This window comes from Dokdonia sp. R78006, assembly GCF_042466145.1.
Lineage (GTDB): Bacteria > Bacteroidota > Bacteroidia > Flavobacteriales > Flavobacteriaceae > Dokdonia.
Window position 1 is genome coordinate 1,752,724 of record NZ_JAXHBU010000001.1, and the last position, 13,095, is coordinate 1,765,818.

The window sequence follows — 13,095 nt, forward strand, 5'->3', positions numbered from 1 at the left end:
TTAAGAATTATCTAAAAAATCTACACAAAGATACTTGTTTCTTGCCTTTTTCTCAATAGATTTAGACCAATGGGACAAAAAAACTATAACGTTATAGGAGTGATGAGCGGCACAAGCTTAGATGGTATTGATTGTGCCTATGCAAAAATTGGTGTTTCTCCATCAAAAGATGACTCGATATATCCATCATTTACCAGTGATATCATCGTTGCAGAAACTGTTCCCTATCCTAAAAAGTGGAAAGATATACTTTCTACGGCTCATTTGCTTAGTAGAGAAGACCTAGACGCTCTTAATGAAGATTATACAGCTTATCTAGCCCACGTAATTAAAGATTTTATAAAAAATAACAAACTTGTGGATGTTGATGTAGTTTGTTCTCATGGACACACGGTGCTCCATCAGCCGGATCAGGGAGTTACTTTGCAAATAGGAAACCTGCCAGAAATTGCCTCTTTAATTAACCACCGCGTGGTTTGTGATTTTAGGGTGCAAGATGTAGCAATGGGTGGTCAGGGAGCGCCATTGGTGCCTATTGGCGACCAACTATTATTTGGCAATTATGATTATTGCCTAAATCTTGGTGGTTTTGCAAATGTTTCTAAAGATGAAAATGGTGTGAGAATTGCGTATGATATCTCTCCTGTAAACGTAGTGCTCAATAAATATGCACAAGAATTAGGTAAGGAGTATGATGATGGTGGCGCTTTCGCGAAAGCAGGAAAAATAAATCAACCTCTTCTAGAAAAACTCAATAAACTTCCATTTTATGCGCTACCAGCTCCAAAATCTCTTGGGATAGAATGGGTACACGCGCATATTTTTCCACTTATTGAGGCTGTTCAACTTTCTCCAGTAGATGTGCTGGCTACATTTACAGAGCATATTGCTATTCAGCTTGCGGCGCAGTTTAAAGAAGGCGCTACTGTACTCGTTACTGGTGGAGGTGCTTATAACACTTATTTATTGGAACGTGTCCGCTTTCGCGAAAGCGTAAAACTCATAGTGCCAGATGGTAAGCTGGTTGAATTTAAAGAAGCGCTTATTTTTGCATTATTAGGAGTGTTAAAACTTGAAAACCTCCCGAACTGTCTAGCAAGTGTGACGGGTGCAAGGCAGGATCACGCAAGCGGAATGTTATATCAATCTTAAATTATTAACACTTCTTCTACAAGGTGTTTCTAAATTGTATATTTGGGCTTACCAAATAGAAAGTATGAGAGCTCTTTTACAGCGTTACGAAGATAAATTACCAGAAATAGTTTTCCATTGGAATGACCCAGAAACAGAAGCAGAAGGCTGGGTTGTTATCAATTCACTACGTGGCGGTGCTGCGGGTGGAGGAACACGTATGCGTACGGGTCTGGATATGAATGAAGTATTGTCACTTGCCAAAACAATGGAAGTGAAGTTTACCGTCTCGGGACCTGCTATAGGTGGAGCGAAATCTGGAATCAATTTTGATCCTAAAGATCCACGTAAGAAAGGAGTTTTAGAGCGCTGGTATAAAGCAGTGTCACCATTACTAAAAAGTTATTACGGTACAGGAGGCGATCTTAATGTAGATGAAATACATGAAGTAATCCCAATTACCGAAGAAAGTGGAGTATGGCATCCTCAAGAAGGAGTCTTTACAGGTCACTTCCAACCTACAGAGGCAGATAAAATTAACCGCATCGGGCAATTACGTCAAGGTGTGATTAAAGTGATTGAAAATCCAGTTTACTCTCCAGACGTAACACGTAAGTATACGGTTGCAGATATGATTACTGGATATGGAGTTGCAGAAGCCGTACGTCATTATTATGATATTTATGGCGGTGATGTAAAAGGAAAAAGAGCCGTTGTACAAGGTTTTGGAAATGTAGGAGCAGCAGCAGCTTATTACCTTGCTCAAATGGGAGCAAAGGTGGTAGGAATCATTGATATAGTAGGAGGTTTTATTAACAAAGACGGTTTCTCTTTTGAAGAAATACGTGATATGTACCTCAATAAAACTGGAAATACACTCAACGCAAATGCAGAAGGATTAATTCCATTTGCAGATATGAATGAGCAAATATGGAATCTTGAGACTGAGATTTTTGCTCCATGTGCGGCGTCTAGACTTATTACAGAAGATCAAATCAATAGCATGATAGGCACTGGACTTGAGGTTATCTCTTGTGGTGCAAACGTGCCGTTTGCAGATAAAGAAATTTTCTTTGGACCTATAATGGAGCATACAGATGCAAAAGTGAGTTTGATACCAGATTTTATTTCAAACTGTGGTATGGCTCGTGTATTTGCATACTTTATGGAGCGTCGTGTACAAATGACAGATGATGCAATCTTTAACGATACATCTCAAACCATTAGAAACGCTATTGAAAATACGTATAACAACAACAGTAGTAAGCAAAATATAAGCAAAACTGCTTTTGAGATTGCACTAAAAGAATTACTTTAATACTTACAATTAACCAGACAACTTATGGAATCAGTAATTATTCTCATTTTTATCATTGGGTATCTTTCTATAACCCTTGAACATCCTCTTAAATTAGACAAAACGGTACCTGCTTTAATTATGGCATCGCTTATATGGGCTTTCCTAGCGGTAGGTTTCCATTTAGGCTGGTTTGACGTAATTGATACGTATGAAAATGCTTATAGCATTTTCCCTAATGGCACCGCCCTCACGGGAGATGCATTGCACGAAGCAGAGCATGGTTTTGATAACACACTGTTACACCACTTAGGTAAAACTGCAGAGATACTTATCTTCCTTATTGGAGCGATGACTATTGTGGAGATTATAGATTTACACCGTGGTTTTGAGGTGCTTAAAGGTGCTGTGCGTACTAAGAGCAAGAAAAAATTATTGTGGATTATAGGGATACTAGCATTCATACTTTCTGCTATTATTGACAACCTTACAGCAACTATTGTACTTATTACATTATTACGTAAGCTTATTGTAAATAGAGAGCAGCGTTTATGGTTTGCAGCAATGGTGGTAATTGCAGCAAATGCCGGTGGTGCATGGTCACCTATTGGAGATGTTACAACGACCATGCTTTGGATTGCAGATAACGTAACTGCAATGGGACTTGTGAAGTTTGTAATTGTTCCTTCTGTGATTTGTTTTGTACTTCCATTTATAATTGCTTCTTATTTACCAGCATTTAAGGGTGAGATTATTGTAGACACCACAGAAGACGAAGAAGCAGGTAGACTACTTAGTAGTAAGACCATGCTGTTCTTAGGTCTAGGTATGATTGTATCTGTGCCTATTTTTAAGACTATAACACACCTTCCTCCTTACATGGGAATGATGCTTGCACTTGGAGTAGTATGGTTAGTATCAGAATATATTCACCCAGAAGAAGATTTTACAAAAGAACGTAAGCACTTATACAGCGCTCACAAAGCATTATCTCGTATTGAGATTTCTAGTATCCTGTTTTTCTTAGGAATCTTAATGGCTGTTGCTGGACTAGAGAGTTTAGTATATGGAGTATCAGAATCTGGAGATCCAGTGGGAACTTTACGTTACGTAGCCGAAATCTTAAATGGAGCAGTACCTAATCAAGATGTTGTTGTTGTACTCCTTGGTATATTATCTGCAATTATTGATAACGTTCCTTTAGTAGCGGCATCAATGGGTATGTATGAAGCGCCTACTGATAGTTTATTATGGCACTTTATAGCATATTCTGCAGGAACAGGTGGAAGTATGCTTATCATAGGATCTGCGGCTGGTGTTGCAGCAATGGGAATGGAGCGTATCGATTTTATCTGGTACCTTAAAAAAATAACATGGTTAGCATTTATTGGATTTGCTGCAGGTGCAATTGCTTTTGTTCTTCTTACGGGAGGAACAATGGGATCTTAAGCTCATACAATTTAATACCATAACCATCGTTTCATATTAAAGTCACAACGACCTAATTTATGATTAATATCTTATTACAAGACGGCGCTCAAGATGCAGCAGACGTTCTTACAACAGATGAGCCTGTAGAGCAGACTTTATCAATAATAGACTTGCTTATCACAGGTGGTACAGCAGGAATCATCATAATAGCAGTACTTTTTGTACTGCTATTTGTTGCTATTTATATTTATTTTGAACGCTTATTTGCAATCAAAGCAGCTTCAAAAGTTGATAGCAACTTTATGAATCAAATACGCGACAATGTACAATCGGGTAATATTGAAGGTGCAAAAATATATTGCGCTCAGGCAAATTCTCCAGTTTCAAGACTTACGGCAAAAGGAATCTCACGTATAGGTAGCCCTCTAGAGGATATCAATACAGCAATAGAGAATCAGGGTAAACTTGAGGTGTATAAGCTAGAACGCAATGTAAGTGTTCTTGCTACCATAGCAGGAGCTGCACCTATGATTGGGTTTTTAGGAACCGTAATTGGGATGGTACTTGCTTTTCATACACTTGCTACTAGCTCAGGACAAGCAGAAATGGGAACACTAGCCGAAGGTATCTACACAGCAATGACCACAACTGTAGCGGGTCTTATTGTAGGTATTATTGCTTACATGGGATATAATCACTTAGTAGTGCGCACAGATAAAGTAGTGCATTCTATGGAGGCAAATGCTGTAGATTTCTTAGATCTTCTAAACGAGCCAAGCTAATATGAACCTGCGCGGAAGAAATAAAGTGAGTCCAGAGTTTAGTATGAGTAGTATGACAGATATTGTCTTTCTATTACTCGTGTTTTTCCTCTTAACCTCACCAGCCATTACGCCAGATGCTCTAGACCTAATTTTGCCTAAAGCAAAAGGGAAAACCAGTAACAAACAGAACCTCTCCGTAAGTATTACTAAAGACTTAGATTACTACGTAAATAAAGAACGTGTAACTGAGAATAGTATAGAAGGGTTTATCACAAGCCAACTTGTAGGAGTAGAAGATCCTACCATTATTTTAAGAGCAGAGGAGGGAGTTCCTATCGAGAATGCAGTTAAGATAATGGATATTGCAAACCGCAATAAATACAAAATTGTCCTTGCGGTACGTCCTAATTAATTAGTTGATATTTCTTTTTTATACGCTTTTGCGAAAGCTTAATTTTAAATTTTTTAGTACATCAATTGGCATTCTTAGATACCATACATAAACGTAAATCCTTTACCATAAGCACTATTGTGATGGCTATCATACTATTGCTCATGTTTGTAGTGGGGATGAAATACCTCGATCCACCTGAAGAAGGAGGAATCGCTGTAAACTTTGGTACGTCTGAGGTAGGGTCTGGTAATGTACAACCTACAAAACCGGTGGCTTCTGCGCCTAAGAATACGGCTCCACAGCCTAAGCCTACAGTGCAAGAGCCGGAGATAAAGGATGAGGTAGTAACTCAAGATATTGAAGATGCTCCCGTTATCGAAGAAAAGCCAAAAGAGAAGCCTACGCCTAAGGTTGAAAAGCCAAAAGAAAAGCCTATTGAAAAACCAGTCGAGGAGGCAAAGCCAGATCCAAAACCAGATAAATCTACTACGAGTGCTTTAGATGCATTAATTAACGGGCCAAAAAGCGACGGAGCTTCACAAGCAGGAGAAGGTGATGATAATCAAGCGGGAGATAAAGGTGATCCTAATGGAGACCCAAACGCCTCAAGTTACTACGGAACTGGAAAAGGCCTTGATGGAGATGGTAATTACCAACTAGGAGGTCGTAAAGCACTTGGGAAGCCTAAGCGCCAGCAAGAGTGCAACGAAGCAGGTACTGTAGTTGTGAGTATCGAAGTAGATCGTAATGGAAAAGTAATTAAGGCAACTCCTGGAGTACGTGGAACTACTAATAATACACGCTGTCTTCTTGAGCCAGCAAAAGCCGCAGCGCTAGCAACAAAGTTCAATGCAGACTCTGGCGCACCGTCTAAACAAATAGGAAAAATAGTATATCGTTTTAGTCTCTCAGACTAATAGGTTTTCTCATTAATGGAGCGATATATAATGCTCTCAGTTCTTTACGTCAATTATCTAGGTAATATCTACCTATCTTTGCATACACTTAAAAGCGACGCACTATCACTTACCAAGAAACTTTAGATTGGCTATTTGCTCAATTACCAATGTATCAACGCAAAGGAGCAGCTGCTTATAAGGCAGATTTGGATAATATTAAATTATTATCAGAATACCTCGGCAATCCACACACTCAGTTTAAAGCTGTTCATGTGGCGGGAACTAATGGTAAAGGTTCTACAAGTCATATGATGGCGTCTGTGATGCAAGAAGCTGGATACACTGTAGGTTTATATACGTCTCCACATCTCAAAGACTTTAGAGAGCGCATCAAGATTAATGGAGAGATGGCAAGTAAGCAATTTGTCATGGGGTTTGTAAAAAAGCACAAAGCCTTTTTTGAGGAGCACCAATTGTCATTTTTTGAAATGACGGTAGGAATGGCTTTTTCTTATTTCGCAACAAAAAAAGTAGATATTGCTATTATTGAAGTTGGCTTAGGAGGTAGGCTAGATGCAACAAATATTATAACGCCTGTGTTGTCTGTTATTACAAACATAGGTATTGATCATACTCAATTCCTGGGCGACACATTACCACTTATCGCCACCGAAAAAGCAGGAATTATAAAAGAAGGTGTTCCCGTAGTGATAGGAGAGTATCATGAGGAGACAGAAGATGTTTTTAGTACGCTTTCGCGAAAGCGTAACGCAACACTATACAAAGCCTACGATTTTGATTTAATGTCAATGCAATCGGATTTGATAGGTTCGTATCAAAAACATAATATTAGAACCGTTCAAGTAGCATTTTCAGTATTGCAAGGTGCAGATTTCCATGTAGGAATACAGCATATTGCAAAAGGGCTTAAAAATGTAGTTAAGAATACAGGACTTTTAGGTCGCTGGCAAGTATTACAAGAATTGCCAAGGGTGATTTGTGATACAGGGCATAATAAAGAAGGTCTGACTTATGTCATGGAGCAGCTAAGTAAGGAGAAATATAAAAAATTACATATTGTATTAGGTGTCGTATCTGATAAAGATTTATCGAGCATTTTACCTCTTTTTCCAAGTTATGCAACTTATTATTTTTGTAAACCTGATGTGCCGAGAGGAATGGAGGTACAATTGCTAAGAAAAACGGCAGAGACTCACCGATTGAATGGGAAAGCGTATCCTAGTGTAAAAGAAGCATTTAGTGCTGCAAAAAAGATAGCTGGCGCAAGCGATCTTATATTTATAGGAGGTAGTACATTTGTGGTGGCAGAAATAATTTAATTTTTCTTCAAAAAGATTTCAAACTATTAAACTTTAATTCTATATTTGCACCCGCAATAAGAGAAAGGCAGTAGTCAAGATTTTATTGTTACCTGATTATAAAATATCGGGGCGCATAGCTCAGTTGGTTCAGAGCACTTGGTTTACACCCAAGGGGTCGGGGGTTCGAATCCCTCTGCGCCCACAAACAAGAAGCGACACTCTTGTATAAAAAATAGTCGGGCGCATAGCTCAGTTGGTTCAGAGCACTTGGTTTACACCCAAGGGGTCGGGGGTTCGAATCCCTCTGCGCCCACAAAGGCTTCCAGAAATGGGAGCCTTTTTTGGTTTGTATGAGTTTCTACATCTACATATTATTTTCTTCTAGTCTCAATCGATATTATATTGGTTCGACTAATCATAAAGAAATTATTTAGAAATTGTAAAATGATTTTAACTGACGGGAATATTGATAGCAAGAAGATTGATAAACTTATAGGTAAAGCACTTAAGTTTAATTGGAAGAACCGCAGAGTAGTAGGTGGTGTTGGGATGTTTCTCAGTTCTTTTGAGAATAAAACGAGTAGTTCAGAAAAATTGAAAGTTAACTCTAAATGCAATTTAGAAATTAGAGGTAAAGGGCTGCTACTTCACTCAAATTTTTCAGGAAAACGGTCATTAGTGCCAATTGTCAAAGCAGATATTTTAGAGATAAAGTTAATACGAGGTGAAGAGAAGATTAATCCAATTCCTTTCTCTCCCATGTGGATTTTATTAAAGCTTGGTTTTTCAGTATTACAATCACGCTATTTGGGGCTGACAAAGCAACAGTATTCTATAGAATCAATGGAGATGAGTTTAAAAACTGATAGTTATGAAATGGTCTTTAATGCAAATGGATTTCTATTTGAAAGGCAAGAAGCTTTTTTAGAATGTTTAGACTTAGGCGATAGATTGGCTATCATAAAAGGTTTTTCCAACTAAGGTTCGTATGCTATTTATTGCTAATGCTTTTTGAGCAATATGAAACTCATATCCTCTTTGAATTACATTGGTTTAACAAATAACGTAGAAGAACGTCTCGGGAAACATTCTTCTATAAAATTAAATTAAAGAGCGAGATTTTCTCAAAGCAATGTGCACTCAAATAGGCTGTCTTTAGCTATTTCTTCTTTATTTATATAATTACTTGTAACAAACTCTATATATGTCATACCTATGCTACAACTAAAAAGCAACAGGTATGATTCTCAGTTTAAAGAATGTTTCAAAAACGTATAGTAATGGTGTAAAAGCCTTAGATGATGTAACTATAGATATTAAGGCAGGAATGTTTGGTCTTTTAGGACCTAACGGTGCGGGAAAATCATCTCTTATGAGAACCATTGCCACGCTTCAAGAACCAGATACAGGAAGCATAGAGTTTAATGGACTTGATATTCTTAATAATAAAATTGAGTTTAGAAAAACCTTGGGCTATTTACCACAAGAATTTGGGGTGTATCCAAAAATGAGCGCAAGCGACCTCTTGCATTATTTTGCAAGTTTGAAGGGGATTACAAATAAAGCAGAGCGTAACGCAATTGTTGATAAAGCATTAGAAGTTACAAACCTTAGTGATGTGCGTGATAAGCACGTTGCAGGCTACTCTGGAGGGATGAAACAACGTTTTGGTATCGCACAACTCTTACTTAATAATCCCAAACTTATTATTGTAGATGAGCCTACTGCTGGTTTAGATCCTGCAGAGAGACATCGATTTTTAAATGTATTACGTGAGATAGGGACCAATCACATTGTTATTTTCTCTACGCATATTGTAGATGATGTTAAGGAACTATGTACTGATATGGCAATCCTTAATGGAGGAAGAATTTTATCTCAGAGCACACCAAAAGAGCTTGTACAAAGTCTATCTGGTCGTATCTGGAGGATAAGTGCTTCTAGAGATAAAATAGATGAGCTGCAAAAGCAATACAATGTGATTTCTTCAAGCTTTAATGATACCAATGATCTAGATGTAAGAGTATATAGCACTACCTTACCTGGAGAAGGTTTTGAATCTGCTGTTGCAACCCTAGAGGACGTATACTTTACTACGTTAAATCAGAACCAACCTGAAAACGTACAGTAATATGTTCAACACAATATATCTACACGAAATAAGAACGTGGTTTAAGAAACCACTTTTTTACATTTTTGCAGCAATCATGTTTTCACTAGGTGTCTTGATTATGGCAGCTGGTTTAGGCGTTTTTAGTAGTGATAATGTCACAGTAACCAGCAATGTATATCTCAATAGTCCCCTGGCAATAACGGGTATTTTATCCCAGCTGGCATTGTTATCCTATTTATTAATTCCATCAATTACTGGAGGAACTATAGATAGAGATTTTAAAAATAATATGCATAATGTATTGTATTCTTATCCTCTTACAAAGGTGCAATACCTTCTTGCAAAGTTTTCTGCTGCAATAACGGTAAATCTTTGTATTGCCGCTGCGACTATTTTAGGATTATTGATAGGTTCTATATTGCCTGGCGCAAATGAAGAACTTTTGGGACCTTTTGGATTATGGAACTATATACAGCCATTTGCGTTCATAATTTTCCCTAACGTACTTTTTTATAGTGCTATAGTTTTTGCTATTGTGGTGTTCACACGTAACATGAATATAGGTTTCATGGCCATACTTACCATGATTATCATACAGCTTATCGCTACAAGCATGGCTGATAATGCAGATGACAAATTTTGGTTCTCATTATTAGACCCTATGGCAAATGTGGCACTGGCAGATGCAACAGAGTACTGGACTCCAATTGAGCAAAATAGTCGTTCTATACCTATGGTAGGAGCATTACTGTATAACCGTTTATTATGGGCGGGGATTTCATTTGCAATCTTATTTGGGGTTATAGCACGCTTTAATTTTTCTCAACATGCAATGACCATTCGTCTTTTTAAGAAAAAGACGGTAAGAGCAACTAAGAAAAACTTTAGTGAAGTAAGAAACATTGAAATGCCAGCAGTATCTACAGATTTCTCTCTCGTTGGGCAATTAAAAACATTGTGGCTATTGGTTAAAAGTGATACTAAATATATAATTACAGGCTGGCCATTTATTATCATTAGTTTTCTAGCCATTGTACTTACCATTGTAATGATGAGTTTTTCTCAGCTCATTTTTAACACGGCTATACTACCAAAAACATGGACCATGCTTGCAGAGCCATCTGCATACATTATAATATTTTCATTTTTACTGATTCACCTGTATGCTGGATTCTTGATGGATCGCTCCAGAGCAGCTCATCTTAACCAGATAGTCGATGTAACGCCTACAAAGGACTGGGTGTTTCTAGTGTCAAAAGGGATATCGCTATTTCTCATGACAGGCTTTCTACAAGTAGTACTTATTCTTTGTGGTCTAGCATTTCAAACGGCAAATGGCTTTTATGATTACCAGATAGACCTTTATGTATTTCAAGCTTTTTTCATCAATATCTGGAAGTGTATTCCGTGGATTTTGATGGCGCTTCTTGTGCATACATTGATTAAAAATAAATGGCTAGGCCTTGTAACTTTATTAGTGCTTGCTGTTGCGATTCCGTTATTACAGAATGCAATTGGAGTAGAGCAGGCTATCTATGATTTTAATTCGGGAGGTACACCTAGTCCCTCAGATTTTGATGGTTACGGTTCTGTATTACCTCGTTTCTATACGTTTAGGGTCTATTGGATCTCATTTGGTGTTATTCTTTTAATGGCAGCTATTTTATTCTACAGACGCGGTATGGGGACAAATGTAAAAGGTCGTATCGCTTTCGCGAAAGCGAGATTATCTACACCCATCATAGCAACGGCAGTAGTTTCTCTAGTGATATTTTTAGGGATAGGTAGCTACTCTTGGTATGTAAATAACGTGGAGAATGAACTACTCACAGGAAAAGAACGTGAAGAACTACGCGTGCAAGCCGAAAGAGATTTAGGAAAGTATGCAGGAATACCACAACCTAGACTCGTAGCTGTAAATACGTTTATGGATATGTATCCAAAAACTAGAGACTTTAAAGCAGGAGCAACCTTTACCATGGTTAATAAGGATAGTGTTGCCATAGATACATTACATGTTAATCTCACAGATTACCCTACAGAAATCACGCTAGACAGAGATGCAGAAGTGGTTTATGATAACGAAGATTATAACTATAAGATGTATGCTTTTAGTAAGCCTATGCAGCCTGGAGATACTTTAGTGTTTAAGTTCACCATGCATAATGAGGAGAATAAATTTCTAGATGATAAGTCGCCTATTTCTACCAATGGAACCTTTGTAAATTATGGTATGTTTCCTTCTATAGGTTACAATGATAATTTTGAATTGAGAAACACACAACTACGTGAAAAGTATGAGCTAGCACCTAAGGATCGCTTACCAAATCCAGATGCTCCTGGGGCAAGAGATCGCAGTTATATAGGTGGTTATAGTGACTGGATAGACTTTGAGGCTACATTGAGTACTTCTCCAGAGCAAATAGCGATTGCGCCTGGTTATCTCATTAAAGAGTGGGAAGAGGATGGAAGAAAGTATTTTCATTATAAAATGGATTCAAAAATGCTCAACTTCTATTCTTTCTTAAGTGCAGAGTATGAAGTGATGCGAGAAGAATATCAAGGAATTAATCTTGAAATTTATTACAATCCTGGTCACACTTATAACCTTGATCGTATGATGAATGGTATGAAAAAGGGCCTCGCTTATTATAATGAGAATTATACACCTTACCAGCATAAACAAGTCCGTATCATAGAGTTCCCTAAAGCTTATGGAAGCTTTGCACAGGCCTTTGCAAATACAATCCCTTTTAGCGAAGGGGTAGGTTTTGTGGCAGATGTAGATGATGAGGATCAAGATGCAGTAGATTATCCGCTGGCGATAACTGCTCATGAGCTAGCACACCAGTGGTGGGCACACCAAGTGATAGGAGCACAGGCTAAAGGAGCAACATTACTTTCAGAAAGTATGTCTGAGTATAGTTCGCTCAAAGTGCTTGAGAAAACCTACGGTAAAAACCAGATGCGTCGTTTCTTAAAAGACGCGATGGATGGATATTTGACAGGTAGGACTAGTGAGCAGATTAAGGAGCAGCCGTTAATGTATAATGAGAATCAACAGTATATTCATTATCAGAAGGGATCATTAGTTTTATATGCCATGAGTGATTACTTAGGAGAAGGTGTCTTTAACGGTGTGGCAAAACGCTTTGCTGAGAAGTATCAATTTAATGGACGTCCTTATCCAGTAGCTACAGAGTTTGTGGCAGATATAAAAGCGGTCACACCAGACTCGCTTAAATATCTAGTTACAGATATGTTTGAGACCATCACGCTTTATGATAACAAAGTAGAAGATGCCACTTATACAGAATTACCAGATGGTAGCTATGCTGTACATATAGATGCGATTATAAGTAAGTATCGTTCTAAAAAGAAAGGAAAAAAAGAATATAAGTCCATCGCAGGCGATAGTCTTTCATTTACTCCAGAAGGTGAGGAGGATGCCATTGCATCCTTACCACTAGCAGATTATATTGAGCTAGGAGTTTTTGGCGAAGAGGATGAGGAAACAGGAGCAGAGAATGTGCTCTATTTAAAGAAAGTAAAAGTGAGCGACATCAATAATAGTTTTGATATTATAGTTGATGAGAAACCAGTAGAAGCTGGAATAGATCCTTTTAATAAATTAATAGACCGTCGTGGTAGTGATAACCGTAAGAAAGTAAAAGAAAACGGGAGCGACAAGGAAGAATAACTTGTGGTGATTTTTAAAAGTAAAAACCGTAATTCTTATATAGA

10 protein-coding genes and 2 tRNA genes are annotated in these 13,095 nt (G+C 37.8%); all 12 read left to right on the top strand.

Going from position 1 to position 13,095, the window contains the following annotated elements:
* Nucleotides 1–69: 69 nt before the first annotated feature.
* The 12 genes from SJY37_RS07860 to SJY37_RS07915 all read left to right on the top strand — a co-directional run bounded on the left by SJY37_RS07860 (nt 70) and on the right by SJY37_RS07915 (nt 13,051).
* Nucleotides 70–1,152: an anhydro-N-acetylmuramic acid kinase gene (locus tag SJY37_RS07860; RefSeq protein ID WP_298329820.1), complete on the top strand. Its 1,083-nt coding sequence runs from the start codon at nt 70–72 to the stop codon at nt 1,150–1,152.
* 64 nt (nt 1,153–1,216) lie between these two features.
* A complete protein-coding gene (locus tag SJY37_RS07865) occupies nt 1,217–2,449 on the top strand; it encodes a Glu/Leu/Phe/Val dehydrogenase dimerization domain-containing protein (protein WP_298329817.1) in 1,233 nt (410 codons plus the stop codon).
* A gap of 24 nt (nt 2,450–2,473) precedes the next feature.
* On the top strand, nt 2,474–3,877 hold the full coding sequence (gene nhaD / locus SJY37_RS07870) for a sodium:proton antiporter NhaD (protein ID WP_298329814.1): 1,404 nt from the start codon (nt 2,474–2,476) through the stop codon (nt 3,875–3,877).
* Nucleotides 3,878–3,936: 59 nt separating this feature from the next.
* Nucleotides 3,937–4,641 (top strand): MotA/TolQ/ExbB proton channel family protein, encoded by a 705-nt coding sequence (locus SJY37_RS07875; protein WP_035334504.1) that lies wholly within the window; start codon nt 3,937–3,939, stop codon nt 4,639–4,641.
* Between the two features lies 1 nt (nt 4,642).
* A complete protein-coding gene (locus SJY37_RS07880; protein ID WP_035334503.1) occupies nt 4,643–5,035 on the top strand; it encodes a biopolymer transporter ExbD in 393 nt (130 codons plus the stop codon).
* A 65-nt stretch (nt 5,036–5,100) separates the two neighbouring features.
* Nucleotides 5,101–5,934, top strand: a complete 834-nt coding sequence (locus SJY37_RS07885) for an energy transducer TonB (RefSeq protein ID WP_298329810.1) — start codon at nt 5,101–5,103, stop codon at nt 5,932–5,934.
* 104 nt (nt 5,935–6,038) lie between these two features.
* The gene (locus SJY37_RS07890; RefSeq protein WP_379953359.1) at nt 6,039–7,256 is read left to right on the top strand and encodes a bifunctional folylpolyglutamate synthase/dihydrofolate synthase; all 1,218 of its coding nucleotides are present in this window, start codon (nt 6,039–6,041) and stop codon (nt 7,254–7,256) included.
* A gap of 109 nt (nt 7,257–7,365) precedes the next feature.
* Nucleotides 7,366–7,440, top strand: a tRNA-Val gene (locus SJY37_RS07895).
* Between the two features lie 36 nt (nt 7,441–7,476).
* Nucleotides 7,477–7,551: transfer RNA gene (locus tag SJY37_RS07900), tRNA-Val, on the top strand.
* Nucleotides 7,552–7,682: 131 nt separating this feature from the next.
* The gene (locus SJY37_RS07905) at nt 7,683–8,219 is read left to right on the top strand and encodes a hypothetical protein (protein ID WP_379952955.1); all 537 of its coding nucleotides are present in this window, start codon (nt 7,683–7,685) and stop codon (nt 8,217–8,219) included.
* Between the two features lie 259 nt (nt 8,220–8,478).
* Complete coding sequence (locus SJY37_RS07910; protein WP_379952956.1) at nt 8,479–9,369, top strand: ABC transporter ATP-binding protein; 891 nt, start codon at nt 8,479–8,481, stop codon at nt 9,367–9,369.
* Nucleotide 9,370: 1 nt separating this feature from the next.
* Nucleotides 9,371–13,051 (top strand): M1 family aminopeptidase, encoded by a 3,681-nt coding sequence (locus tag SJY37_RS07915; RefSeq protein ID WP_379952957.1) that lies wholly within the window; start codon nt 9,371–9,373, stop codon nt 13,049–13,051.
* The last annotated feature ends 44 nt before the right edge of the window (nt 13,052–13,095 follow it).

What these genes read in the sequence shown, in the direction of transcription:
- SJY37_RS07860 (WP_298329820.1), top strand. Translation starts at nt 70, where the DNA reads ATGGGACAAAAAAACTATAACGTTATAGGAGTGATGAGCGGCACAAGC.
- SJY37_RS07865 (WP_298329817.1), top strand. Translation starts at nt 1,217, where the DNA reads ATGAGAGCTCTTTTACAGCGTTACGAAGATAAATTACCAGAAATAGTT.
- nhaD (WP_298329814.1), top strand. Translation starts at nt 2,474, where the DNA reads ATGGAATCAGTAATTATTCTCATTTTTATCATTGGGTATCTTTCTATA.
- SJY37_RS07875 (WP_035334504.1), top strand. Translation starts at nt 3,937, where the DNA reads ATGATTAATATCTTATTACAAGACGGCGCTCAAGATGCAGCAGACGTT.
- SJY37_RS07880 (WP_035334503.1), top strand. Translation starts at nt 4,643, where the DNA reads ATGAACCTGCGCGGAAGAAATAAAGTGAGTCCAGAGTTTAGTATGAGT.
- SJY37_RS07905 (WP_379952955.1), top strand. Translation starts at nt 7,683, where the DNA reads ATGATTTTAACTGACGGGAATATTGATAGCAAGAAGATTGATAAACTT.
- SJY37_RS07910 (WP_379952956.1), top strand. Translation starts at nt 8,479, where the DNA reads ATGATTCTCAGTTTAAAGAATGTTTCAAAAACGTATAGTAATGGTGTA.
- SJY37_RS07915 (WP_379952957.1), top strand. Translation starts at nt 9,371, where the DNA reads ATGTTCAACACAATATATCTACACGAAATAAGAACGTGGTTTAAGAAA.